The organism is Halostagnicola kamekurae (assembly GCF_900116205.1).
Taxonomy (GTDB): Archaea; Halobacteriota; Halobacteria; order Halobacteriales; family Natrialbaceae; genus Halostagnicola; species Halostagnicola kamekurae.
Genome location: NZ_FOZS01000001.1, coordinates 1,394,401 through 1,419,656 on the forward strand (window position 1 = coordinate 1,394,401; position 25,256 = coordinate 1,419,656).

The following is a 25,256-nucleotide window of genomic DNA, read 5'->3' on the forward strand; positions in this document are numbered from 1 at the left end:
GTTGAACCACATCGGCTCGAGAAGCCCAGACCGCCACCGAATACCGCTCGAGTCCGCCGAATCTACTCGTTTCGAAGTTCGGCAACGTGGTCGATTCGCTGTTGAACCAGCGCGGCCTTGCCGATGTCGTGGCGCATGTGCAGCCCTTCCTCGCCGGCGACGGCGAGTGCGTCCTCTGCGATTTCCTCCGCTTCACTGATCGAGTCTGCGACACCGACGAGCGCGAACGACCGCGAGGTCGTCGTGTAGATGCCGTCGTCTCGTTCGTCCACGCTGGCGTAGTACAGCAGGGCGTCGCCGGCGCTCTCTTCGTCGACCTGCACTCTGGCTCCGGCGGACGGATCCGTGGGGTAGCCCTCCGGAACCGCGTACTTACAGACCGTCGCCTGCTCGGCGAACTCGAGTGCCGGCGGCTCGTCGCCGTCTCGAGCGGCCACGAGCACGTCGAGCAAGTCGGTCTCGAGCACCGGCAGGGTGTTCATCGCCTCCGGGTCGCCGAAGCGAGCGTTGAACTCGATGACCTTCGGCCCCTCGGCGGTCAGCATGAACTGGCCGTAGAGGATGCCCCGATAGTCCTCGAGGGCGTCGACCGTCGCCTCGATGATCTCGACGGCGTCGGCGTAGTCGCCCTCGGTCATGAACGGTAGTTCGAACGTCGCGTCGGTGTAGGACCCCATCCCGCCGGTGTTCGGCCCCTCGTCGCCCTCGTAGGCGCGCTTGTGGTCCTGGACCGCCGGCGCGGTCTCGAGGCCGCCGTTGGCGACGAACGCCTGGACGGTGAACTCCTCGCCGATCAGCCGCTCCTCGAGGACGATCCTGTCGTACTCCGACTCGCGGATGTATTCCTTGCCCTCCTCGGGAGTCACTTGATCGCCGATGACTTTCACGCCCTTTCCGCCCGTGAGCCCGGCGGGTTTGATCGCGAGGTCGCCGTCGTACTCGTCGATGAATTCACACGCGGCGTCCATGTCCTCAAACGTCTCGAAGTCGGGACAGCCGGGGATGTCGTTGTCCGCCATGAACCGGCGCTGGAACGCTTTGTCCGTCTCGATTTTCGCGTCGGCTCGCTTCGGTCCGAAGGCGTAGACGCCCGCGTCCTCGAGCGCGTCCGAGACGCCCGCGTCGAGGGGCGCTTCGGGACCCACGACGGCGATGGTGGCCTCGATCTCCTCGGCGTACTCCGCGACCGCCGCCGGATCGGTCGTCTCGAGCGTTTCGAACTCGGCCGCGAGCCGAGCGATACCCGGATTCTTGTTCCCCGCGCAGGCGGAGAGCTTCGCCTCGCTTTCCGCGAGTTCGCGAGCGATCGCGTGTTCGCGCCCGCCGCCGCCGATCAGCAACACGTGTTCGCGCATGTTCGATAGCCGGACGCACGAACCTGTAAGCGTTGCTCTTTTCGCGGCGTCGATATCGACACGTTTGTGCACAATCCGGCCGGCGGCGCGTACGCCACGACCGGCAGCGTTTCGCGGGGCGGTGTCAGCCGCGATCGGATCGAGCGCTGTGACAATCACAATCTACTAACAACATCGTCGCGTATTCGCGCTCGTGATGCGCGTATGAGCCGGTGGAAGCGTGACTTCGCGAGCGGACTCATCGTCCTCGGTCCGATCCTCGCGACCCTGTTCATCTGTTACGTGCTGTATTCGTTCATTGCGAACCTCCTACCCGCCGTCCTGATCAACGCGGAGTTCCTCGAAGGATTCTTCCCGACTGTCGGGGAGCCGGCCCGGAGAGAACTCGCGCGCTTCCTGCGAGTCGTGGTCTTTCTGTCGCTCCTCGCCGCCCTGATGATCGTCGTCGGCCCGCTGGTCAGAACGAAACTCGGAGCGCTGTTCGAGGACTTTGTCGATTACGGAGCCAATCGCGTTCCGGGCCTGCGGCTGGTCTACAACGCGTCGAAGACTGCGACGGAAACGACCGTCGGCGAGAACGACGCGTTGCAGACGCCGGTCAAAGTCGAGACGTGGAAGGGGGCCCGCATGACGGCGTTCAAAACGGGCCGGACCACCGAAAGCGGGAAGATGCGACTCTTCGTTCCGACGTCGCCGAACATCGCGAGCGGCTTCGTCGTCGAGGTCTCGCCGGAGCAGGTGACGACGCTCGACGAATCCCTCGAATCGGCGCTCACTCGAGTCGTCAGCGCCGGCTTCGGGGACGCCGACAGCGCCGATACGAAACTCCGGGAGGGGACCGAGATCAGAGTTATAGACGAGATGAACATGGAACGAGACGAGAAGTGAGCGGCGGCGCGGTATCGAGCGTGAGCGGTGTTACGACGACGAGTGGTGGAGGATAGCAACACCCTATGCCGGCCGACTCGCGGTATCCCCTCGGCCGACCTACGCGAAAAACAGCGGCGGCCGTCGCTGGTCGTCGCGCTCGTCCGAACCCGCGCCGGATTCGACGGCCTCGCCCGAACCGGCGTGGTCGGGACTCTCACTCGAGTCGCCAGCAGCGTCGAGAAGCCGATCGAGCACGTCGATCGCCGCACCGCGGTGTAAGGGCTGGTTGTCGTTCCCGCACTGTTCGTCCATCACGCAGGCTGGACAGCCGTCGATTCGCCCGCACTCGCAATCTGCGATGTGTTCGCGGGCACGGCGTGCGATCCGCTCGAAATTCTCGTAGATCGAGCGCGAGAAGCCCAGGCCGCCCTCGATCCCGTCGTAGATGAACCAGCCGCTCGAGGGCGTCTCCTCGAGACGGGCCGCGGTCGCCCGAACCGTCGCCTGCGCCGCGGCGAGGTTCTTCGGTTCGTCGTCGATCGACGCGCCCGCGTGGGCGACTTCGGACGTGGAAACAGACCGGTCGTCCGCCGCCTCGGGATCGAGGTGCGAGTCGATCGTCAGCGTCGCGAGCCCACCGAGATCGCGTTTGTCGACCATGAGCTCAAGCGGCGCGACGCCGATCGTGGCGTGTTCTGCCGCGTGGAGCCCGGCGGCGTAGCCCAGATGCGGGCTGTCGGCGAGCTCCGAGTCGAGCCCGGGGACCGCGAAGTCGCGATACTTCTCGACGAGTTGCCGTTCGGTCCTCCTGGGGACCTCGAGCCAACAGAGTTGTGTCTCCATCGAGAGCGGCGGGTTATCTGTCGGGACGCCCTGCGCCCGGCGCTTGCCCCCGTGGACCCCCACCTCGTCGTAAGTGCCGTGGTAGACCAGCACCCGGCCGCGTCCGTAGTGAAGCGTAAAGTCGCCGACGTCGCGGCTCTCTTCGGACACCGCGTCCAGCACCGTCACGTCGCTTCGCGTGACCGTGTAGTAGTCCACGTCCGTCGGCCGCACCGTGACGTGCGGGGTGGGCCCGCTGTGGACCACCTCGGTGACCTCGTACTGGCGGCCCTCGTGGAGTCTGACGGCCCCTTCGTGGAAGTCCCTGTAGACGCGTTCGCGCGCGAGCGGTTCCATCTCCGGATCGTGCGCCTCGTCGACGTCGGCGGCGAGTCGAACCTCGTACTCCTCGCCGCGAGTCGCGTAGAGCGAGATCGTCGACTGCGGACGAGGCGGCCCGCAGTAGGAGACGCCCGTCTCGAGCGCGCCGGTCACTTTCCCCGCCCGCCGCCACATCTCGAGGCCGCGCTCGAGCCGACCCCGATCGGCGAACGACCCGACGTCCTCTTCGGCGATCGCGAGTTCGTCCGCCGCACACAGCAGGTGCTGGGCGAAGACGGCGTCGTTTTCGACGTCCGCGACGGCGTCCTCGACGTCGCTCTCGAGCAGGAACTCGGGATTCGAGACGACGTACTGATCGAGCGTCCGGTGTTCGGCGACGAGAACGGAGAGCGCTCGATCCGTTCCCCGCCCCGCGCGGCCGATCTGCTGCCAGAACGACTGGCGCTGGCCGGGATAGCCCATCTGGACCGTCGCGTCGATCTCGCCGACGTTGATCCCGAGTTCGAGGGCGTTCGTCGAGGCGACGCCGTCGAGCAGCCCGTTCTTTAGCTGGTGTTCGGTCCCGTGGCGTTTCGGCCTCGAGTGGCCCGCGTGGTAGGGCTCGATGGCGCTGCCCCGTTCGGGATCCGCGTAGTACCGGCTGCGATCGGTCCGGTGCTTGCTCGCTCGCTTGACCGAGAGCTCGGCGAGCTTTCTCGAGGGCGTAAACAGGAGCGTCTGGGCGTCGTGATACGCGAGGTGCGAGAGGAGTTTCGGGGCCTCGACGGTCGCCGGAACGCGCTCGAGGACGCCCGACTCGGAGTCGGACGCGTCGTCGGTGTCGGGAACGGCGTCAACGTCCGCACTGTCCTCCGGACCGTCGGTTTCGTCCTCGCGCGCTCGAGGCGGCGGGTTCCAGAGGACGATGTCGCGCGGGCCGCGCGGCGAGCCGTCTTCGTCCACGACCGTCACCGGCTCGTCGACCAGCGTCTCGGAGTGTTCTCTGGGATTGCCGATCGTCGCGCTCGTCAGGGCGAACTGCGGCTCCGAGCCGTAGTACTCGAGAACCCGTCGAAGCCGTCGGAGGATCCACGCGACGTGCATGCCGTGGACGCCCGTGTAGGTGTGAGATTCGTCGATGACGACGAGGTCACACGCCGAGAAGAATCTCGCCCAGCGGTCGTGGTCGTGGAGGTACGTGTTCACCCCCGCGAAGTTCGATATGATGACGTCCGCCTCCTCGCGGATCTGCCGTCGCTCGGTCCCGCGTTCGGTGTCTCCGTCGTAGACCCGCACCGTGATGTCGAGTCCCAACTGGTCGTAGAAGTCGTTGAGTTCGCGCTCCTGATCCCGTGAGAGGGCCTTCGTCGGGTAGAGGACGTACGCAGTCGAATCGGTCGGTTCGGAACCCGTCGGCTCGCTCTGGGCCTCGAGATAGTTCCGGGCGATCTGGAGCGCGTAGATCCGGGTCTTGCCCGAGGACGTACTCGTCGCCACGCAGACGTTCTCGCCGCGCTCGAGCGCCTCGAGGGCCTCGGCCTGGTGCGTGTAGCAGTCGTTCTCGAGCGGCGCTGCGAGTTCGGGTCGCAGGAGGTCGTCGTTCGGGACCGTCTCCGGGTCACGACCCGGCCGCTCGAGGACGGTTGCGTCCGCCGAGTCGCGATATCGCGGGAACGTCTCGCGGACATCGTCGCCCGTTACCGCCCCGTCGATACGCGTCTCGTCTGTTCTGCGTGTGGAATTCGTCATTTGGCTTCCCACCGTCCTTTAGCTCCCCGCTGTCCTCGAGTTTCGTCTCTCCACCGCCATGGATCGATATCTCCCGATCGCGCTCGAGCCGCTCTGGCACGCGACGTTCGATACGATTCTGACAATCGCGTTCGGTCCGCCCCTAACGATCGCGTTCGATCCGTCCCCGACGCTCGTGTCTTCGTAGTTCTCATCAGAAATCACCGAGTCCGGTCTGTGACCCCCCTCGAGAGCGGTCGTTCGTCGTCGCGATCTCGTCTTCGCCCGCAGTTCCTGCGAGTTCGGCGGCCGTCGGAACGTCGCGGAGCCGTTCGTAGACGTGCCACAACGCCCGGCAGTCGTCCTCGCAGTAGGCCTCGTGGCGGTCCCACTCGAGTTCTGAGCCGGTTCGAATAAACCGCTGGTACGCAGCGGCGGTTCGTGCGCCGTCGAGGCCGGTGGCCGTCCCCTCGTAGCCGAGCGCCGCCGAAACGTCCTCGAGCGCGTTCGTCCGACCGGGGAGGACGGCGTTATCGTCGCCGACTGCCCACCCGTAGAGATCCAGCTTCGGTACGTTGTCCCACGCGTCCAGATACCGCGGGACGTACCGGGTGAGAAACGACTCGAGGTGCCGGTAGTCGAAGCGCCAGCCGTTCCAGGTGAGAAGCGCCCGGTCGGGGTGGACGCCGAACAGCCAGTCGCAGAACGACTCGAGGACAGCGCTCGGGTCCGTCGGGTCCGAGCGCTCGACGAAGGCGTGGTATTCGTCGGTCGCGGGGTCGTACGCGCCTATCTGCCAGATGATCGTCGGTGAGAGCCCGTCAGTCTCGATGTCGAGACACAGCGGCGGCCGCGGTCGATCCGCCGCGGGGAGCGGCTCGTCCGAGAGTCGACGCGGCGCTCCCGACTCGAGAACCGTCGCATGCTCGCGCATCCGCACCGCGGTTTGCCGGCCGATCCCTGGCATCGACGCGAGCGTTTCGATCGAGGTCTCGAGGAGGTCGGCCCGACTCGTTACGCCGCGGCCCTCGAGTTTGTCGACGGTTTTCGGGCCGACGCCGGAGACGGCCTCGAGCCCGAACTCGTCCGCCGCGAGCGTCTCGATCGGCCCTACGCTGCGGTTCTCGAGACCCCCATCGGGACCGGCGCCGACGGCTATCGACGAGAGCGACCCCGCGGAGCCGTATCCCTCTCGGGAGCCAATTCCGACGATTCGGACGGCGATCGTGGTGTCTACCGTCGATTCCGTTTTCGAATTCCCGCCGTCGACCCCGACGCCGACGACAGCACCGTCGTCCGCCGCGAGCCGCCAGCGTTCGTCATAGCCGGCGGCGAGTCCGCCGGTTAGAACGGTCGTCGTTTCGCCGGCGGGCAACGCGGCGGACAGCTCGCTTCGGCGGGCGAGGTCGGTCTCGAGTGCCGTCGGGCGAACCGTCGTCGTCACGTCGTCACAGACGACGGCGGCGATGGAGGCGTCGGTCTCGAGGCGGCGCTCGGGTGCCGGTTCGGCGTCGACCAGCGCGTCGGCTCCGCGTGCGGTGAGGAGCGACGTCGCGCCGATATCGTGTCGTCGGACCGGTTCGGCGGCGTCCGTCAGCGGCGGGTGGACGACCGGCACCTCGAATACGTGGCGGGCGCGCGCGTCGGCTTGCGGCGCTCGAGAGGGGCCGGGAACGAGCACGAGATCCGGGTCGAAATGATCTCGGGCGTCCCGCAACGCCGCGAGCGACTGGCTCGAGAGAACCTCGGGCGAAATGGAGAGCACGCGGGACCCGCCTCGGTTGCTCATTGGTCGCCGGAAGACGGGCCGCGGGTATGAGCGTTTGGAGACCGTGGTGAAAGTATCTCGAGTGTTCCTCGAGTATCCCGCCCGAAACCGAATATTCGGCCCTCGACCGCCGGAACCGAATCCGTTTTGGGATCCCCGCCGAAACGGGGGTACAATGCGTCAGTACCTCGAGCTGGTCGAGTCGGTCCTCTCGGGCGGGGCACACAAGCCGAATCGGACCGGCGTCGACACGATTTCGTCGTTTAGCGAGCACTACGAGGTCGATCTGCAGGCGGGCTACCCGCTGTTGACGACCAAGGCGATGGACGGCTACCGCTGGAACTCGATGATCCACGAGGTCTGCTGGTACCTCTCCGGCGAGGAACACGTCAGAAACCTGCGCGAGGAGACGAAAATCTGGAACGCGTGGGCCGACGACGCCGGTCGCCTCGACACCGCCTACGGCCGCTTCTGGCGTCGGTATCCAGTCCCGGACGAAACGGGACAGCTCGAGGGCGAGTCCTGGCCCGAGGACGGCCACCGGTGGGTGACCGAGGAGGCCGACGGGCGGCGGACGTTCGACCAGCTGCAGTACGTGATCGACACGCTCTCTGAGAACCCGAACTCGCGTCGGCTCGTCGTCAACGCCTGGCACCCGGCGAACGCGGCGGTCTCGACGCTCCCGCCGTGTCACTACACCTTCGTCTTCAACGTGCAGGGAGACCGGCTCAACTGCCACCTCACGCAGCGCTCGGGCGACATCGCGCTGGGCGTGCCCTTCAACATCGCGGCGTACGCGCTCCTGACGAAGGTGGTCGCCGCCCAGACCGGCTTCGAACCCGGGACCTTCGCCCACACCGTCGTCGACTCGCACGTCTACTGCGGTCGCGGCGAACGCGGCGAGTGGTACGCGGATAACCTCGAGGCGCTGCAGTCGCGGCTGGCGGCGGTCGACGAGCCCGAAGCGTACCGGGACGTGAAATCGTGGCTCGAGTCGACCGCCCCGGCCGAGGCCGAGGGAGACGAACGCCTCGACCACGTCCCCGGCCTGCTCGAGCAACTCGCCCGCGAACCGCTCGAGCGACCGACGCTCTCCGTCGCCGACGTCTCGATCGACGAACTCACCGCCGAGGACGTCACGCTCGAGGACTACGAGTCCCACGACGGACTCGAGTTCGCGGTCGCCGAATGAGCGAAAGAGACGGGCGGGCCGCCGAGAGCACCGCCGCGACGAACGAAGCAGATTCGAACGGCGCGGGCGCGCTCGAGACCGACCGCGAACTCGTCGGGATCGTGGCCGTCGCGGACAACGGCGTCATCGGCAGGGACGGGGACATGCCGTGGCACATCCCCGCAGACCTCGAGCACTTCAAGGAGACGACGATGGACCACCCGGTCATCATGGGCCGGGTCACCTACGAGGGGATCCTCGAGGCGCTTGGCAAACCGCTCCCCGGCCGGACGACCGTCGTTCTGACGAGTCGGGATCTCGAGACACCCGAGAACGCCGTGGCGGCCGCCGGACTCGAGCCAGCACTCGAGGCGGCCGAGACCGCCGCACGAGACCGCCACGACGACGCCGACCGGATCTTCGTCGCGGGTGGTGCGACCGTCTACGGGCAGTTCCTGCCCGCGCTCGACCGGTTGATCGTCACGGAGGTACACGAGGAGCCGGCGGGCGACACCACCTTCCCGTCGTGGGACCGGGCGGCGTGGAACGAACTCGCTCGCGACGAGCGCGACGGGTTCGCGTTCGTGGAGTACGGCCGACGAGCGCGCGAAACCGGACAGCAGAGACGATAGCCTGTTAGGAGGACCAAGCATCGATCGTCGACGAAGCCAAATCCGTCGTATTCGTTTCAAGGCGGTCGTCGCGTTCGTTTCAGCGTGGTAATCGATAATTTGGCGTTCCTCTGCAGGCCGTTGACCTCGCGGTCGGAACCGTCCACCGACTCGATCACTGTCGAGGCGGATGGCCGTTCCGGCGAATCGAATCAGCCGTCGGATGTCCGTGAGTCGGAACGTTCCCGACCAACGACGACGATCACTCCAGACGATCAGTAACGTGATTCGATCGGTTCCGGGTGGTGATTTCCGGACGAATGGTTCGCGTAAATTGTCTGTTTTGCTGTGAGAACGTTCCGGTCCGAGTCACGGTTGTCGCGTGGAGGAAGCGTGCGGCGTCTATCGCCGCCGAATTGTCGACTCTCGAGGGGCGTTTATCGTCGGTAACTCGGCCGACTTCGTTCGCTCGAGAGAACGACCGGATGCCGTCGAAACAGGTACCTACAGTCCAGTTTCGCCCGACAAACGATCGTTGCTCGCCGTCGCCGTTGTCGAGTCACGAACCGGCGTAACAGGGAGGAAGAACCGCCAGCGAAACCTTCTCGAGTGAGAAAGCGATCGTAGACGGTGAAACGATAGCCCGTACTTATGCGAAAATTAGGTCAAGAACCGTCTACCCCGAAGAGGGGAACTCAGAGTGAGAGACATGACAGAACAACCAGATAGCGGACTGTTCGACGATACGCGGCGATCGTTTATGAAGAAAGGAGCCCTCGCTGCGGGTGCGGTCGCGCTCGGAACCGCGGGTGCGAGTACTGCGGCCGCACAGGATAACGGCGATGGGACAGTCGTGGTGTTCGGAGACGACTACGAACCCGGTGTCGACTTCGAAGTCGCATCGAGCCTGGATCAGGGAACCAAAGACGAGGTGTTCGAGGCCGCCGAACTGACGGACGAGTTCGACACGCCGGACGACTGGAACCTCTACCTGATCAACTACGATATGGGCTCGGCGCCGTCGCTCGGATACCTGATGTCCGAGGAGGACTTCAGCGCGGGCGACAGCGAAACCATGGGCGAAGACGGATCGTTCCGAAACGCCCAACTGGACCTCGTTGAGGCTACGCCCGGTGAGACCGGTGGCAATGGCGGTAACGGTGGTAACGGCGACAACGGTGGTAACGGCGATACTGGTACCGATGGCGCTGATCCCGGCGCTGGTAACGAGAGCGACGGCGGAATGAATGGCGGCGGCGGTGGCGGCGGCAACTAGCTCCACCACTCGTCCAATTCTTTCCGTTTCTTTTATGCGTACTGTCGCTGCTCTCGAGAGCCTTAATGTCGAGTTATCGACGTACCTCTCTCGTTCGTGGCGTCCAGTACCGTCACCCGACATCCGATCACCAGTCCCTTTTATTCGCGTCGACCGTACCCCCGGCTATGACGACCCCAACCCGCCGGAACCGGCTCGAGGACGAACAGAGCCCGTACCTGCGCCAGCACGCTGACAATCCCGTCAACTGGCAGCCGTGGGACGAGCAGGCTCTCGAGACCGCACGCGAACGCGACGTGCCGATATTCCTCTCGGTCGGCTACTCGGCGTGTCACTGGTGTCACGTCATGGAAGACGAGAGCTTTTCCGACCAAGAGGTCGCCGAAGTCCTCAACGAGAACTTCGTTCCGATCAAGGTCGACCGCGAGGAGCGCCCTGACGTCGACAGCGTCTACATGACCGTTTCCCAAGTCGTCACCGGCCGCGGCGGCTGGCCGCTCTCTGCGTGGCTCACGCCGGAGGGAAAACCGTTCTACGTCGGGACCTACTTCCCGAAGGAACAAAAGCGGGGAATGCCGGGCTTTCTCGACTTACTCGAGAAGACGAGCGAGTCGTGGGAGCAGGATCGAGAGGCGATCGAAAACCGGGCCGAAAAGTGGACCGACGCGGCCAGAGACCAACTCGAGGGAACGACGGGCGGTGAGCGGGCCGACGTGGGTGAATCGACGCCGCCCTCGAGTGACACGCTCGAGAGCGCGGCGCGGACGGCCCTGCGAAGCGTCGATACGCAGTACGGTGGGTTCGGCTCCGACGGGCCGAAGTTCCCGCAACCGGGTAGACTCCACATCCTCGCTCGAGCGGCCGATCGGACCGACCGGGACGGCTACCGCGACGCCCTCGAGAAGACCCTCGATGCGATGGCCGCAGGCGGGCTATACGACCACGTCGGCGGCGGCTTCCATCGCTACTGCGTCGATCGCGACTGGACGGTGCCCCACTTCGAGAAGATGCTCTACGACAACGCCGAAATTCCGCGCGCATTCCTCGCGGGCTACCAGTTGACCGGCACCGAGCGCTACGCCGAGGTCGTCGAGGAGACGCTCGCGTTCGTCGAACGAGAACTCACCCACGACGGGGGCGGCTTCTTCAGCACGCTCGACGCCCAGAGTCTCGACGAAGACGGCGAGAAAGAGGAAGGTGCGTTCTACGTCTGGACACCCGCAGAAGTCGAAGCCGCCCTCGAGGACGAACGCGCGGCGGAACTCGTCTGTGCGGCCTACGACATCACCGCGTCGGGGAACTTCGAGGGATCGAACGTGCTGAACCGCGACGCGACCCTCGAGGAACTCGCCGAGGAGTTCGAGCTTGACGAACAGGAAATCGACCGGCGACTCGAGAGCGCGCTCGATACGCTGTTCGAGGTGCGAGAGGATCGCCCCCGTCCGAACCGCGACGAGAAGGTCCTCGCCGGATGGAACGGGATGATGATCTCCGCGTTCGCCGAATCCGCGCTCGTCCTCGGCGAGGATTCCTACGCCGACGCGGCGATCGATGCCCTCGAGTTCGTGCGGGAAACCCTCTGGGACGAGGAGACGGGACGACTCTCGAGGCGGTACAAAGACGGGGACGTCGCCGTCGACGGCTACCTCGAGGACTACGCGTTTCTCGCTCGCGGGGCGCTTCACTGCCACGAGGCGACCGGCGACGTAGACCATCTCGCGTTCGCGCTCGAACTCGCCGAGACCATCGAAGCCGAGTTCTGGGACGCGGAAGGGGAAACGCTGTATTTCACCCCCGAACACGGCGAGTCGCTGGTGGCCCGACCCCAGGAACTCGACGATAGTTCGACGCCCTCGTCGATGGGCGTCGCGATCGAAACGCTGCTCGCGCTGGACGGCTTTACCGACTCGTCGTTCGAGGAGATCGCGGCCGGCGCGCTCGAGACCCACGCCGACACGATCGAGTCGAACCCGCTCCAGTACGCGACGCTCTGTCTCGCCGCCGACCGACTCGAGAACGGCCTGCTCGAGATCACGGTCGCCGCCGATGGCCTGCCCGACGCGTGGCGAGATCGGCTCGGCGAGCGGTACCTCCCCGACAGACTCATCGCGCGGCGACCGGCCACCGACGACGAACTCGAGTCGTGGCTCGACCGGCTCGGACTCGCGGATGCGCCGCCGATCTGGGCCGCCCGCGAGGCTCGAGACGGCGATCCGACGCTGTACGTCTGTCGAGACCGGGCGTGCTCGCCGCCGACGACGGAGATCGACGAGGCGCTCGAAGTCCTGGCCGAGAAACGCCGAGAGACGGAAATAGACGGTATCGACGAGGACGACGTTCCGTTCTGAACGAACGGTCCGATTTCGTCGGGGACGGTCACGCGGCGGTGAAAACCAGTCGGCTCGAGCGTCGACTAACGACTAATTTGCGGGTTCGAGTCTCTCGAGCGATTAGTTCGCCGGCTCGAGCGTCGCCTCGAGCTGATCCGCGAGCCAGACCGCTGGCGGTTGGTCTTCCGATTCGACGAATCGAGTGACTTCCTCGCCGTCGTCGTCGAGGACGACGACTGTTGGAATGTATTCGATGCCGTATTCGTCGACGCCGGGGCCCTGCTTGTCCTCGTCGACGGCGATCTCGTCGATCCGGTCGTCGGGGACGCCCGCAGCCTCGAGGGCCGCGCCGAAGTCGGGCAAGAGCGCGCGACAGTCCTTACACCAGTCGCCGCCCCAGACTTTGTAGGTCAGTTCGTCGCGGTGGGATTCGAGCGTTTCGACGGTTCCCTCGTAGGACGCCGCATCCCACGTCGGGTTCGGTTCCATAGTCTCGAGACTCATACGCACACGTTGTGGATCGGGACGCTTAACCGCCGTGTTTCTGGCAGGCGTTTCCAGTTACTGCTCGATCCACTTGATCGAACAGCCCTGCGAGGGCTTCCACTCGAGATCGACGGACTCGCCGGCAAGCACGGCGTCGATGGCCTCGCGAATCTGGAATCGAGTCGGTTCGTCTTCGGGGTTCAACGCGTCGTCGAGTCGTCCCTGATAGGCGAGTCGGAACTCCCCGTCCCGGTTCTCGAACAGGAACGGATCGGGGGTACAGACCGCGCCGTAGGCCTCGGCGACCGACTGGCTCTTGTCTCGCAGGTAGGCGTCGAAGTCGATCGGCCCCTCGCCCGCGTACTCGCGCATCTTCTCGAGTGAATCCTCGGGGTACTCCTCGGCGTCGTTGGGGTTGATGCCGACGACGGCGACGTCGTCGTACTCGGCGGCCAGTTCGTTCAGCAGGTCGAACTTGGCCTGGGCGTACGGACAGTGGTTACACGTAAAGACGACCAACAGCGCCTCGTTGTCGGCGAAGGATTCGAGCGAGTACGTCTCGCCGTCGGCTCCCTCGAGTTCGAACGACGGGGCGGGATCGCCCTCGTCGAGTTCGGTCTCAGATTCTTTCAGGACCATATCGAGAGGGTATTACTCGTCGGGCCTTAAGCGTCGGGTTCGTCGCTTCTGCGCTTTGGTCGAAAGCAGGTTGAACCACCGAGCCGCTCGCTGATAGTGACCCTGCTAGGTCGTCTGCAGGCGAAGGAAGCTGAACGCCTCGGGGAAAGCTTCGAGGGAATTCACCGCAGTCGCCAAGTGTAAACCCGAACTCGGTCAAGTTTCTGTATGCACGCGTCCCCCACCGAGTACTCTCCGCGAGAGCTCTACGCGGAGGCCGACGCCTTCGTCCGTGCGTGTTACCCGGAACTCGGTCGCGAGTCCGAGATCGAGGACCGACTCGACGAGATAGCCGACGAGATCGAGCGACGAGGCCGGTACGAGCACACGTCCTTCGAGCTCGAGCACGGCGCGAAGATGGCCTGGCGCAACAGCAACCGCTGTGTGGGCCGCCTGTTCTGGCAGCAGCTGAACGTCGCCGACGCGCGCGATTGCGAGACGGCTCGAGCGGTACACGAGGCCTGCTGCAGACACCTCGAGCGGGCGCGAAACGGGGGTAATATCAGACCGCTGATCACGGTGTTCAAACCGATGATCGACGGGGAACACCAGGTCAGGCTCTGGAACTACGAACTGTTGCGGTACGCCGGATACCGAACGGAAGACGGCGTCGTCGGCGATCCCGACGAGGTCGAGCTGACCGAGTACTGCCAATCGCGCGGCTGGGAGGGCGAAGGAACTCGATTCGACATTTTGCCCCACGTGATACAGATTCGAGACGAGCAACCGGAGCTGTTCGAGGTCCCCGAGTCGGTCGTCGGCGAGGTGCGACTTCGCCACCCCGATTACGAGTGGTTCGAGGATCTCGGCCTCAAGTGGTACGACGTCCCCGTCGTCACGAACATGCGCTTGGAAATTGGCGGCATACACTACACGGCCGCCCCGTTCAGCGGGTGGTACGTGTCGACTGAGATCGGAGCGCGAAACCTCGCGGACCGCGATCGCTACGATATGCTGCCGGCGGTCGCCGAGCGGCTCGGGCTCGATACGCGCAACGACCGGACCCTCTGGAAAGACGAGGCGTTAGTCGAGTTGAACCGCGCGGTGTTACACTCCTTCGCCGAGGACGGCGTCCAGATCGTCGATCACCACACCGTGACCGACCAGTTCGAGCGGTTCGAGGAAAACGAAGCGGCGGCCGGACGGGCCGTGACTGGCGATCGATCGTGGTTGTTACCACCGATGAGTCCGGCGACGACGCACGTGTTCGAGAACGACTACGATAACACCGTCGAGAAACCGAACTTCTTCTATCAGGACCCTCCTGCGGGGCTAACCGAGCGACGGGAATCGCTCGGTCGGTGAGCGGGGTCGACCACGGGCGCATCGCCCCGTGGAACTCCCGGAGTATTCGCATCTGCGATCGAGACGCTCCGACACGGTTTCGAACGGACGACAGTTCACGACGACTCACATATTTGTACCCCCCGCAACATCCGTGTAGTATGAAGTCACTCGAGGTCACGGACGAACAGTACGCCTTCGTACAGCACCTCCGCGAGGAGATCTCCGAGCAGGTCGTCGGGAAATACGGCCACGTTCGCGAGAAAGACGCCGTCCAGTTCCTGATCGACAATCTCGATGGCGACCTCGAGATCGAGGGCGAGTTCGACGCGGCAGACGTTTCGGTAGATTCACTCGAGGGTGACGGGCTCGAGGAAGTCTCCTACGACGAGAGCGATACCGACGCCGAAGCGGACGGCGACGGCGCTGAATCCGATGGAGGAGACGGCGAATCGGACGATGGAGACGACACCGGACCGGACGGTGAGGGCGACGAATCGGCGGGCGGAGACGATGCCGATGGGGACGACGACGACGGGACCGACGAAGACGACGATGAACCCGACGAGGGCGACGGCGCGGCCGACGACGACGAGATGTTAGACGAGATGATGTCCCTGCTCGAGACCCACGACGACAAGTGGGAGGAGTCCGATTCCGGCGACCACCGCTACAGCGTCGAACTGCCGGACGGCTCGACGGAGGACGTCCAGACCAAAGACGACGTGCGGGCGATTCTCTTCAAGAACTACCGCTGAACGCGGGGCGTGACGAACCCCGGACGACCACCCGTCGGCGTATGTGAACCACCGACACGAGTCCGGAAGAAATTTACTCGCGCTCGCGCATCCGTCCGTATGAGCGAACGCGAAGTTCTCGAGTTGCTCCGTGAGAACGCGCGATACAGTACCGCGGATATCGCGCGAATGACCGACCTCGAGGAGTCGGCGGTCGAGGCGACGATCGAATCGCTCGAGGAGGCGGGCGTAATTCGCGGCTACCAGCCCGTCGTTGACTGGGACGAACTTGAGGACGAACGGGTCCGCGCGGAAGTCGAGTTGAACGTCATGCTCGATCGAGAGACGGGCTACGGCGACATCGCGGAACGGCTCTCGCGATTCCCGCAGGTGACGGCCCTGCGACTGGTCAGCGGGGATTATGACTTCGACATGGAAGTCGAGGGCGACTCGATCCGCGAGGTGTCCCAGTTCATCAGCGAGAAGGTCGCGCCCGTCCCCGAGATCACCCAGACGGTCACCCACTACGTGATGACCTCCTACAAGGAAAACGGGATCGAACTCGGCGACGGCGACGACGACGACCGGCTGTCTGTGTCCCCATGACGATCGACCTATCCGAACGCGTCGAGTCGGTGGGCCCCTCCGGGATCCGCCGGTTTTTCGAGATCGCAGAAGAGCGCGACGACGTCATCTCGCTCGGCGTCGGCGAACCGGACTTCTCGACCCCGTGGGCCGCCCGAGACGCTGCGATCGCCTCCCTCGAGCAGGGGAAAACCTCCTACACCGCGAATCGGGGGAAACGCGAGCTTCGCGAAGCCATCTCGGAGTACGTCGACGACCGCTTCGACCTCGAGTACGGCGCCGACGAGGAGATACTCGTGACGGCCGGCGCGAGCGAGGCGGTCGATCTGGCGTTTCGGGCCGTCGTCGACCCCGGCGACACGGTCGCGATCGCCCAGCCGTCATACATCTCCTACGAGCCCGGCGTGATCTTCGCCGGCGGCGAGGTACTCCCGGTGCCGACCCTCGAGGAAGACGACTTCCGGCTCACCGTCTCCCAGCTCGAGGCCGCCGGCGCGGCCGACGCAGACGTGCTCGTCATCTGTTATCCCAACAACCCAACCGGGGCGATCATGACGCGCGAGGACCTCGAGCCGGTCGCGGCCTTCGCGCGAGAACACGACCTAACGGTGCTGGCCGACGAGATCTACGCCGAGTTGACCTACGACGAGGACCACACCTCGATCGCCACCCTCGAGGGGATGCGCGAGCGGACCATCGTCTTCAACGGGTTCTCGAAGGCCCACGCGATGACCGGGCTTCGACTGGGATATGCGCTCGGTCCCGCCGAGACGATCGGTGCCATGAACCGGATCCACCAGTACACGATGCTTTCGGCGCCGACGACGCCCCAGTACGCCGCCCTCGAGGCGCTCGACACCTGCGCGGACGACGTGCGAGAGATGGTCGAACAGTACGACCGGCGGCGGCGATTCGTCCTCTCGCGCTTTCGCGAGATCGGCATGCCCTGTTTCGAAGCGAAGGGTGCGTTCTACGTCTTCCCCGAGGTGCCGGCGGGGTGGAGTTCTGAGGAGTTCGCCGAGACGCTGCTCGAGGAACAGGGCGTCGCGGCCGTTCCGGGCGACGTGTTCGGCGAGGGCGCCGCCGGTCACCTCCGGGTGTCCTACGCGACGGGGCTCGAGGACCTCAAAGAGGCGCTGAATCGGATCGAGGCGTTCCTCGAGGAGCGCGAGACGATTCCAAGCGGCGTGGATTCGTAGCCGGTTGGGTCGTCTTTCCGGCGGGGCGCCAGCTCTCAGTGTGTCGCGCCTGTGATGGGGCGTTCGACGCTGACGCGAAGCGGGGTAAACAACATCCGTTTTATGTATCAGCTGTTTGGTTCGAGTGTGTCACCTGTCTGACGTACACTGAAGTAGTACCCGTCCGTAGTTCGAATATGGTCCGAATCACCTCGTTAGGGTCAGTCACCACTCTCCTCTCCGACGAATCCGGATTCGACAGCGGTTCCGAAATCGTTTCGACGCGGCCGACATCCGACGGTCGGCCGACCGCTCAGATAGCAGCGGCGAGTATCAACTCGAGCAGGTTCTCGGCTACGGCGACATCGAAACGTGGCGTCGACGAGGGCGTCGGGACGGTCGTTGGACCGTGACACAGCACCGCCAATTCCGGTGGAACGTCGCGTCCAAGAGATCCCACTCGCGGTTACCACGCCCGTCGCGTTTCGGCGTCTGCGATCCGATTCGAGGGGGTCGCGTCGACAACCCGAGGAGTACCGGCCACGAAACTCAAATAGTGCTCGCTCGAAACTCCGTTAGGCGCCAACAGCCGATGAAAAACCTGCTAAAAGGGCGCGCGTCGAGTGATCGGGCGGCGAATACCAGCGGGTCGTCACAGCACTCACCGGTGGTAGACCGTGGCGAGTAAGGCGATTCCCGTCGTCGACCGCGTGACGGATGCGTTTTTTGCCCTCGACTCCGGCTTTCGGTTTACGTACATCAACGAACGAGCCCAGGCACTTCTCAAGCGCTCTCGAGGCGAACTCATCGGCCGCGTCATGTGGGACGAGTTACCGCGGACGATCGAGACCCAGTTCCCCGACGGGTTCTACCGAGCGATGGACGAGCAGATCCCCGTCTCGTTCGAGGTCTATCACACCCGACTGGAAACCTGGTTCGAGGCGCGCGCGTACCCGTCGGAAGACGGGCTCTCCGTCTTCATGCGGGACATCACCGAGCGGAAAGACCGAGAGACCAAACTCGCACAGAACGCCGCCGTCGTCGAATCGATCCGCGACGGCGTCATCGTTCTCGACAACGGCAACCGAATCGTCTCGGTCAACGAAGCGATCGAGGCCAACTTCCGACTCGACCGATCGGCGTTACTCGGCGAACACGTCGATATCGTCCCGGAATTAGCCTCGGTCGACGACGAACACGCACTTGAGATCGACCGAGCGATCGACGACGTCGCGGTCGGCGCCGCGGACTTCCGTGAACTCGAGATCCCGTTTACCGACCTCCACGGGAACGAGCGCATCTGCGAACTTCGACTCGTTCCGATCGAGGACGAACGGGCGAACGTTGCGGGGATTATCCGCGACGTGACCAAACAGCGAGCCCACGAGCAGATCATCGAATCCCTACACGAACTCACTCGGTGGCTGTTTCAGTCCGACGATCCCGAGGAAATCTGCTCGATCGCCGTCCACGCCGGCAGCGACCTCCTCGAGTTGCCGATCAGCGGTATCTGGCTGCTCGACGATACGCAGGGGTATCTCGATCCCGTCGCCGGAACGGCGAAAGCCCACGACGAGTTCAACGGACTGCCGCGCTTCCGGCCCGGCGAAGGGCTCGCCTGGGACGTCTATCAGTCCGGTGAACTGGCGTACTACGACGATCTAAACGAAGTCGACGACCTCTATAACTCCTCCACGGCGCTTCAATCGGAGATAATCGCCCCCGTCGGAACTCATGGCGTACTCATGACCGGTTCGTTCGAGTCGAACCAGTTCGACGAAACCGATCTCGACCTCGTGTCGACGCTCGTCGAGAACACCACCGTCGCGCTCGACCGCGCAGAACAGGACCGACTGCTTCGCGAACGAACGGAGCAACTCGAGCGACAGACCGAGCGACTCGAGGCCGTCGCGAACGTCCTCTCGAACGATCTCAAAGAACAGATTCGAACGATTTCGGACGCACTCGAGATCGACCGGACGGAGGCGTCCGACGGTTCGATCTCGGTCCCCGACGAGTCGGTCGAAGCGACGCTCGGTCGAACCGAACGGCTGGTCGACGACGTTCGCGAGTTCGCGCGCAACTCTCGGAGCGTCGGAAAGCGTACGCGGATCGACCTGCGATCGGCCGCCCAGGACGCGCTCGAGCGGTCCGAACTCGATTCGGCGAGCCTCGAGGTTGAGACGGACGCGACGCTCAGAGCCGACGCCGATCGGTTCGGTCGCCTCCTCGAGTCGGTCTTCGAGGACGTTGCGGCCCGTTCGACCGGCGAAACGACGGTCAGGATCGGACCGATCGGCGACGACGAGGATCCGGTGCGCGGGTTCTTCGTCGCCGACGATGCCGAAACGAGATCGAGCGACCCGCAGGACCGGAGTCTCGACCCGATCGAGCCGGAAGATCTCACGCTACCCGGACTGGGGCTGGTACTGGCTCGAGCCATCGCCGAGGCACACGACTGGACGATCACCGTCGAAACGGCCGGTAGCGGTGAGAGAACCCGAATCGAATTCCGCGACGTAACGACCTTCGACGACGACTGATCGACGCTCTCGACATATTTCGGCAACGAACCGGAGAATACAGCTCTACTTTGTCGACGCCGGTGTCGTCACTCGAGCTCTCGTTCGATCGTGTTCCGGAGCTCCCGAACGGCCTCTGAACCGAGCTCGAGCGTTTGCTCGCCGGTTTCGATCCGAACGACGCCGTCGCCGGTGGGCGTCCCGATCGAGACGACCGGCGTCTCGTCGGGGACGGCCGCGCGGAGGCCGTCCGGGTCGGTGGTCTGTACGAGCGCGCGACCGGGCTGTTCGTGGAACAGCGCCCCGGCCGGGTCCTCGCTCGGAAGTTCGACCTCGAGACCGACCGCTGGTGATGCCATCTCGGCGAGGGAGACGGCGAGTCCGCCGTGGCTCACGTCGTGGACGGCGCGGGTCGCCTCGTCGTCTGAGATTTCGGCGAGCGCGTCGACGAACGCCGCGGGCGACTCAGGAAGCGCCGGGAACCGGTCGCTGCCCGAGAACTGGGCGAGGTACTCGGACCCGCCGAGGCGGTAGGAATCCGACGCCATCGCGAGGTCGCCGACGAGGAGCAGTTCGCCCTCGGGGGTCGCCTCGAGCGGCGGCGCGTCGTAGCCGGCTTTCGTGCCGACGACGGCGAGCGTCGGCGTCGGCGGAATCGGCCCGGCGACCGAATCGTTGTACAGCGAGACGTTGCCGCCGACGACGGGAATCGAAAGCGCCGAACACATATCGGCGAGCCCGTCGACGATTTGCTTGAATCCGCCGTACACGTCGGGTTTCTCCGGGTTGCCGCCGTTGAGACAGTCGACGGCGGCGAGCGGGGTCGCGCCCTTCGCCGCGAGGTTCGTCGCGTTCTCGAGCGCGATGGCCTTCGCTCCCTCGAGCGGGGCCGCCTCGGTCCAGTTCGGCGCGGCACCCGAGGAGATCGCCAGCCCGGTCCCGCACTCTCTGATGGCCATCACCGCCGCGTCGTCGCCCGGCGGGACGCTCGTTCGAACGCCGACCTCGTGGTCGTACTGTCGGTAGACCCAGCGTTTCGACGCCGTGTTCGGGCTCGAGACGACCGATTCGAACGCCGCCTCGAGGTCTGCTGTCGGGCGGTCGACGTCCGGTCGCGGCGGGTCCTCGGCGGGCAGATCGTTCATCGGCGCGCCGTCGCCGAGGAAGGACGCGTCGACGTCGACGACGGTTTCGCGCTCTCGCGGCTCCCCATCGTCGCCGCTCGAGTCATCCGAGGCGCGTCGCGCCTCGCTCCCCTCGAAGGAACAGACGTAGTTGCCGTCGGTGACCTCTCCGATCACCGAACAGCCGAGATCGAACCGCTCGGCGATCTCGGCCACGCGATCGACGTTTTCGGGTTCGACCTCGTAGCACATCCGCTCTTGGGACTCGGCGAGAAGGATCTCGAGTGCGTTCATGTTCGGTTCACGCTGGTGGACACGATCGAGGTCGATTCGCGCGCCGAGACCGCCCTTGGCGACGAGTTCGCTCGAAGCGCCGCCGAGCCCGGCGGCGCCCAGATCGCGCGCGGATTCGATCAGGTCCTCCTCGATCAGGACCTCGTTGGCCTCGATGAGCAGCTTTTCCGCGTAGGGATCGCCCACCTGCACGGCGGGCCTGTCCTCGGTCTCTGCGTCTTCGGCCAGATCCTCGCTCGCGAAGCTCGCACCGCCGAGGCCGTCGCGACCGGTCGCGTTCCCGACGAGGACGAGTTTGTTGCCCGGTTGTTGGGCCTCCGCGGTGACGAGTCGGTCCTCCTCGAGCAGGCCGACGCAGGCGACGTTGACGAGCGGGTTCCCCTCGTACTTCGCGTGAAAGTCGACGCTTCCGGCGACGGTCGGGACGCCGATGCAGTTTCCGTAGTGGCTAATTCCTTCGACCACCCCGTCGAACAGGTACTGGGAATGTTCGCGATCGAACTCGCCGAAGTAAAGCGAGTCGGCGAGCGCGATCGGGTACGCCCCCATCGAGAGCGTATCGCGGACGATCCCGCCGACGCCGGTGGCCGCGCCGTCGAACGGATCGACGTAGGAGGGGTGGTTGTGGCTCTCGATCCCCATCGTGATGTAGGTCGAGTCGCCGTCGTCCTCGCTATCGCCCTCGCCTTCGCGTTCGGTTCCATCCACGCTGTTCGTCCCCGCGTCGTCGTGCGACGGCAGTTCGACGACCGCGGCGTCGTCGCCGGGGCCGACGACGACCTGTTCGCCCTCGCTCTCGAACGCGGAGAGCAGCGGTCTCGAGGAGCGATACGCGCAGTGTTCACTCCAGAGGTTCTCGAACAGCGCCGCCTCGGCCGGGGTGGGATCGCGACCCAGTTCCTCGACGACGAGTTCGCGGTCCGAATCGGCAAGACTCATTCATCCCCATGTTGAAAGCGACCCGGTAAATGGATTTCCATATCCACGTTCGTGGATATCGTCGGAGGCCTCCGCGGTTGCATCGAGTTCCGAACGGCAGTGCGGGACAACAGAGGTTCTCGGCCACCACGTCGTACCGAGGCGCTTTTGATCAGTCGGGCTAAAGGTCGACGCGTGCTGTCGGTCGAACTTCACACCCACTCGTCGCTGTCGTACGACGGTCGAGATCCGGTCGACCTCATCCTCGAGCAAGCCGCCGCCGTCGGCCTCGATGCGATCGCGATCACGGACCACGACGAAATCGACGCGAGCCTCGAGGCCGCCCGGCGCGCGCCGGAGTACGACCTGCTCGGCATCCCCGGCATCGAAATCTCGAGCAAAGCGGGCCACGTTCTCGGCCTCGGCGTCGAACAGGCCGTTCCGCCCGGACTATCCTACGGCGAGACGCTCGAGGCGATTCGCTCCCAGGGCGGGATCGCGGTGGTCCCACACCCGTTTCAGGAGTCTCGCCACGGCGTCATGGCTCGAATCACGCGCGAGGATCTCGCCGAGGCAGACGCGATTGAGGTCTACAACTCGCGACTGCTGACCGGCCGCGCCAATCGACAGGCCGAACGCTTCGCCGAGTCTCACGACCTCCCGATGACAGCGGGAAGCGACGCCCACATCAGCGAAATGGTCGGCCAGGCGGTGACCCGCGTGGACACCGATCAGCGGACGGTCGACGCGGTCCTCGAGGCGATCGGCGAGGGGAAAACCTCCGTCGAGGGCAAGCGGACCCCCTGGCACATCAGCTTTCGACAGGCCGCGGGCGGCGTGACCCGCCGCGTTCGAAAAGGCCTCGGCACGCTCTTTCAATGACCCTTCGCGGAACCGACCCCGCGACCGTTCGAACCGCCCTCGACGATCGAGATCCGCTTCCCGGAACAGCGGGATTCGCCGGAGTCGTCGACGATCAACTCGTTCGCGATGTCCTCGGACGGGTCCCGCTGTTCGTCGAAGGAGAGTCGGATTCGGTCGCGGATCGAGGTCGCGCTCCGGGACAGTCACGCCGGTGGGCGTTCGATCCGACCGACCTCAGTTCGCCCGAACTCTTTCCGGCCGGCTCCGTCGCCGCCGGGACGGACGACCGGCGACCGGACCGAGTCTGGGAGCTTCCCGACCCAACGCCCGAAGCCGATCACGAGACCGCGATCGGGACTCTCTCGAAGGCGCTCGAGACGGCGACCGCGTCTCTGAAGACCGACGACGCGGCCGTCGCGTTCTCGGGCGGCGTCGACTCAGCGCTGGTCGCGGAACTGCTCGACGCGCCGCTTTACGTCGTCGGCTTTCCCGACAGCCACGACGTCGACGCCGCCCGCACGGCTGCGGCCGCGATGGACCGGGACCTCACCGTCGTCGAACTCGAGCCCGCGGACCTCGAGCGCGCGGTTCCCGCCGTCGCCCGCGCAATCGGACGGACGAACGCGATGGACGTCCAGATCGCGCTGGGGCTGTATCTGGTCGCCGATCGAGTCGCGGCGGACGGCTTCGACCGGCTCGCGGTCGGACAGGGTGCCGACGAACTGTTCGGCGGCTACGAGAAGGTCGTCCGCCTCGACCACCGCGTCGAGGCCGAAACCGTCCGCGGCGCCGTCCGCGAGAGCATCGCGACGCTTCCGGCACAGCTACCCCGCGACGTGTGCGCGATTACGGCGGCGGGCGTCGACCCCGTCGCGCCGTTGCTCCACGATGCCGTCGTCGATGCGGCGCTTCGGCTCCCGGACGATCTCCTGGCCGACGAGCGAACGCGCAAGAAGGGACTGCGAGCCGTCGCAACCGACTATCTGCCACAGTCGGTCGCCGAGAGGGACAAAAAGGCCGTCCAGTACGGGAGTCTGATCGCTCGAGAGCTCGACCGACTCGCCAGACAGGCGGGGTACAAACGCCGCATGGACGACCACGTCACGAAGTACGTCGAATCGCTGCTCGAGTGAGAACACGCCCGGAGGTCCGATCCGCGAGCGTGCCGGAATCGGCGGTCGCAGTCGAAATCGACCGGCTCAGCTTTCGGTGTCGGTCGGAACCGCGTTCGCTCGCTGTTGCTCGCGATAGTCGGCGACCATCCGTCTGTTGATCTCGCCGATCCGATCGGCCGTCGCGCCGACGAGTTCGTCGATCCGGTCGTAGACGTCGCTGTCTTCGTTTTTCGCGACCGTCCCCTCGCCGCCGTCGGCGCCGAAGTCCGGATGCATCGGAATCCGGTTGAGGATCGGGATATCGAAGTCCTCGACGATCTTGTCGACGCCCTTGCCCTGGTCGCCGAACAGTTCGTGTTCGTCGTCACAGCTCGGACAGATGAACGAACTCATGTTCTCGACGACGCCGACGATCGGCGTGTCGTGTTTCTGGAACATGTTGATCCCCTTTCGGGTGTCCTCGAGTGCCATCTCCTGTGGCGTCGTGACGACGACCGCGCCGTCGACCGGCATCGACTGCAACAGGTTCAGCGAGGCGTCGCCGGTCCCCGGCGGCAGGTCGACGATGAGGTAATCGAGCCGACCCCACTCGACGCCCTCGAGGAACTTCATCATGAACTTGTTGACCATCGGCCCCCGAAGGATCGCCGGGTCGTCCTCGTCTTCCATCATGAATCCCATGCTCATGATGCGGACGCCGTCTGAACGCGGCGGAACGAGGTCCTCGTTCGGCATCACGCCCGGTTCGCTCTCGACTGGCAGGATTCGGGGGATGTTCGGACCGTGAATGTCGGCGTCGAGAATGCCGACCATCGCGCCGCGGTCCTCGAGTCCGGCGGCGATGTTGGCCGCCACCGTCGTCTTGCCGACGCCGCCTTTCCCCGAGGAGACGGCGATGACGTTTCTGACGTCCGGTAAGACCTCGTCGTCGAATCCCATCGCGCCGCTGACGGCCGCCGAGAGGTCCGCCTCGATACCCTCCTCGGCGAGTACCTCTCGGATCTCGTTTCCGATCTCCATCTCCGCCGGCGAGTACGGCGCGTTGAACGCGAGGGAGATGTCCGCGGTCCCGTCCTCGAGTTCGAGGTCGTTGACGAGGCCGAGCGAGACGATGCCCTCGCCGATCATCGGGTCCTCGACGCTCTCGAGTTTGATCTTGAGTTCGTGTTCTGTAATACTCATGGTATCTCTGGCTGGTACACGAAATGAGGGCATCGAG

21 protein-coding genes are annotated in these 25,256 nt (G+C 65.1%); 14 read left to right on the forward strand and 7 right to left on the reverse strand.

Annotated elements, in window-relative coordinates:
* Nucleotides 1–62: 62 nt before the first annotated feature.
* Complete coding sequence (purD, locus tag BM348_RS07200; protein WP_092903314.1) at nucleotides 63–1,355, reverse strand: phosphoribosylamine--glycine ligase; 1,293 nt, start codon at nucleotides 1,353–1,355, stop codon at nucleotides 63–65.
* 204 nt (nucleotides 1,356–1,559) lie between these two features.
* On the opposite strand from purD, the gene BM348_RS07205 reads away from it, so the two are divergent.
* Entirely contained in the window at nucleotides 1,560–2,243 is a 684-nt protein-coding gene (locus BM348_RS07205) for a DUF502 domain-containing protein (protein ID WP_092903316.1), read from the forward strand.
* A gap of 99 nt (nucleotides 2,244–2,342) precedes the next feature.
* On the opposite strand, the gene BM348_RS07210 is transcribed toward BM348_RS07205, so the two are convergent.
* Nucleotides 2,343–5,117, reverse strand: a complete 2,775-nt coding sequence (locus BM348_RS07210) for a DEAD/DEAH box helicase (RefSeq protein WP_092903318.1) — start codon at nucleotides 5,115–5,117, stop codon at nucleotides 2,343–2,345.
* Between the two features lie 58 nt (nucleotides 5,118–5,175).
* On the opposite strand from BM348_RS07210, the gene BM348_RS22175 reads away from it, so the two are divergent.
* Nucleotides 5,176–5,304 (forward strand): hypothetical protein, encoded by a 129-nt coding sequence (locus BM348_RS22175; RefSeq protein ID WP_281244674.1) that lies wholly within the window; start codon nucleotides 5,176–5,178, stop codon nucleotides 5,302–5,304.
* Between the two features lie 6 nt (nucleotides 5,305–5,310).
* Here BM348_RS22175 and BM348_RS07215 read toward each other — a convergent pair whose 3' ends face one another.
* Nucleotides 5,311–6,885 carry a ribonuclease H-like domain-containing protein gene (locus BM348_RS07215; protein WP_092903320.1) on the reverse strand — a complete coding sequence of 525 codons (1,575 nt, stop codon included), beginning with the start codon at nucleotides 6,883–6,885 and terminating at the stop codon, nucleotides 5,311–5,313.
* Nucleotides 6,886–7,039: 154 nt separating this feature from the next.
* On the opposite strand from BM348_RS07215, the gene thyA reads away from it, so the two are divergent.
* The 4 genes from thyA to BM348_RS07240 all read left to right on the forward strand — a co-directional run bounded on the left by thyA (nucleotide 7,040) and on the right by BM348_RS07240 (nucleotide 12,270).
* Complete coding sequence (gene thyA / locus BM348_RS07220) at nucleotides 7,040–8,056, forward strand: thymidylate synthase (RefSeq protein ID WP_092903322.1); 1,017 nt, start codon at nucleotides 7,040–7,042, stop codon at nucleotides 8,054–8,056.
* Nucleotides 8,053–8,667: a dihydrofolate reductase gene (locus BM348_RS07225; protein WP_092903324.1), complete on the forward strand. Its 615-nt coding sequence runs from the start codon at nucleotides 8,053–8,055 to the stop codon at nucleotides 8,665–8,667. Before thyA ends, BM348_RS07225 begins: the two co-directional genes overlap by 4 nt.
* 688 nt (nucleotides 8,668–9,355) lie before the next feature.
* Nucleotides 9,356–9,922 (forward strand): calcium-binding protein, encoded by a 567-nt coding sequence (locus tag BM348_RS07235; RefSeq protein WP_175507125.1) that lies wholly within the window; start codon nucleotides 9,356–9,358, stop codon nucleotides 9,920–9,922.
* Nucleotides 9,923–10,089: 167 nt separating this feature from the next.
* The gene (locus BM348_RS07240; protein WP_092903328.1) at nucleotides 10,090–12,270 is read left to right on the forward strand and encodes a thioredoxin domain-containing protein; all 2,181 of its coding nucleotides are present in this window, start codon (nucleotides 10,090–10,092) and stop codon (nucleotides 12,268–12,270) included.
* 102 nt (nucleotides 12,271–12,372) lie between these two features.
* On the opposite strand, the gene BM348_RS07245 is transcribed toward BM348_RS07240, so the two are convergent.
* Both BM348_RS07245 and BM348_RS07250 read right to left on the reverse strand, forming a co-directional pair.
* Nucleotides 12,373–12,756 (reverse strand): TlpA family protein disulfide reductase, encoded by a 384-nt coding sequence (locus BM348_RS07245; protein WP_092903330.1) that lies wholly within the window; start codon nucleotides 12,754–12,756, stop codon nucleotides 12,373–12,375.
* A 57-nt stretch (nucleotides 12,757–12,813) separates the two neighbouring features.
* Nucleotides 12,814–13,377: a thioredoxin family protein gene (locus tag BM348_RS07250; protein WP_092903332.1), complete on the reverse strand. Its 564-nt coding sequence runs from the start codon at nucleotides 13,375–13,377 to the stop codon at nucleotides 12,814–12,816.
* A gap of 207 nt (nucleotides 13,378–13,584) precedes the next feature.
* On the opposite strand from BM348_RS07250, the gene BM348_RS07255 reads away from it, so the two are divergent.
* The 6 genes from BM348_RS07255 to BM348_RS07280 all read left to right on the forward strand — a co-directional run bounded on the left by BM348_RS07255 (nucleotide 13,585) and on the right by BM348_RS07280 (nucleotide 19,743).
* The gene (locus BM348_RS07255; protein ID WP_092903334.1) at nucleotides 13,585–14,721 is read left to right on the forward strand and encodes a nitric oxide synthase oxygenase; all 1,137 of its coding nucleotides are present in this window, start codon (nucleotides 13,585–13,587) and stop codon (nucleotides 14,719–14,721) included.
* Between the two features lie 140 nt (nucleotides 14,722–14,861).
* Nucleotides 14,862–15,458 carry a hypothetical protein gene (locus BM348_RS07260; RefSeq protein WP_092903336.1) on the forward strand — a complete coding sequence of 199 codons (597 nt, stop codon included), beginning with the start codon at nucleotides 14,862–14,864 and terminating at the stop codon, nucleotides 15,456–15,458.
* Between the two features lie 99 nt (nucleotides 15,459–15,557).
* Nucleotides 15,558–16,043 (forward strand): Lrp/AsnC family transcriptional regulator, encoded by a 486-nt coding sequence (locus BM348_RS07265; RefSeq protein WP_092903338.1) that lies wholly within the window; start codon nucleotides 15,558–15,560, stop codon nucleotides 16,041–16,043.
* Nucleotides 16,040–17,221, forward strand: a complete 1,182-nt coding sequence (locus tag BM348_RS07270; RefSeq protein ID WP_092903340.1) for a pyridoxal phosphate-dependent aminotransferase — start codon at nucleotides 16,040–16,042, stop codon at nucleotides 17,219–17,221. Before BM348_RS07265 ends, BM348_RS07270 begins: the two co-directional genes overlap by 4 nt.
* 176 nt (nucleotides 17,222–17,397) lie before the next feature.
* The gene (locus BM348_RS07275) at nucleotides 17,398–17,613 is read left to right on the forward strand and encodes a hypothetical protein (RefSeq protein ID WP_092903342.1); all 216 of its coding nucleotides are present in this window, start codon (nucleotides 17,398–17,400) and stop codon (nucleotides 17,611–17,613) included.
* A gap of 264 nt (nucleotides 17,614–17,877) precedes the next feature.
* Nucleotides 17,878–19,743, forward strand: a complete 1,866-nt coding sequence (locus BM348_RS07280) for a PAS domain-containing sensor histidine kinase (protein ID WP_092903344.1) — start codon at nucleotides 17,878–17,880, stop codon at nucleotides 19,741–19,743.
* A 68-nt stretch (nucleotides 19,744–19,811) separates the two neighbouring features.
* Here BM348_RS07280 and purL read toward each other — a convergent pair whose 3' ends face one another.
* Nucleotides 19,812–22,079, reverse strand: coding sequence for a phosphoribosylformylglycinamidine synthase subunit PurL (gene purL, locus BM348_RS07285; protein ID WP_092903347.1), 2,268 nt, complete (start codon nucleotides 22,077–22,079; stop codon nucleotides 19,812–19,814).
* 174 nt (nucleotides 22,080–22,253) lie between these two features.
* Here purL and BM348_RS07290 point away from each other — a divergent pair, with 174 nt between their 5' ends.
* Entirely contained in the window at nucleotides 22,254–22,940 is a 687-nt protein-coding gene (locus tag BM348_RS07290) for a PHP domain-containing protein (protein WP_092903349.1), read from the forward strand.
* Entirely contained in the window at nucleotides 22,937–24,055 is a 1,119-nt protein-coding gene (locus BM348_RS07295) for an asparagine synthase C-terminal domain-containing protein (protein WP_092903351.1), read from the forward strand. The genes BM348_RS07290 and BM348_RS07295 overlap by 4 nt, the downstream gene beginning before the upstream one ends.
* 66 nt (nucleotides 24,056–24,121) lie before the next feature.
* Here the strand turns inward: BM348_RS07295 and BM348_RS07300 are convergent, their stop codons facing one another.
* Entirely contained in the window at nucleotides 24,122–25,219 is a 1,098-nt protein-coding gene (locus tag BM348_RS07300) for an Mrp/NBP35 family ATP-binding protein (protein ID WP_092903353.1), read from the reverse strand.
* Nucleotides 25,220–25,256 lie beyond the last annotated feature (37 nt).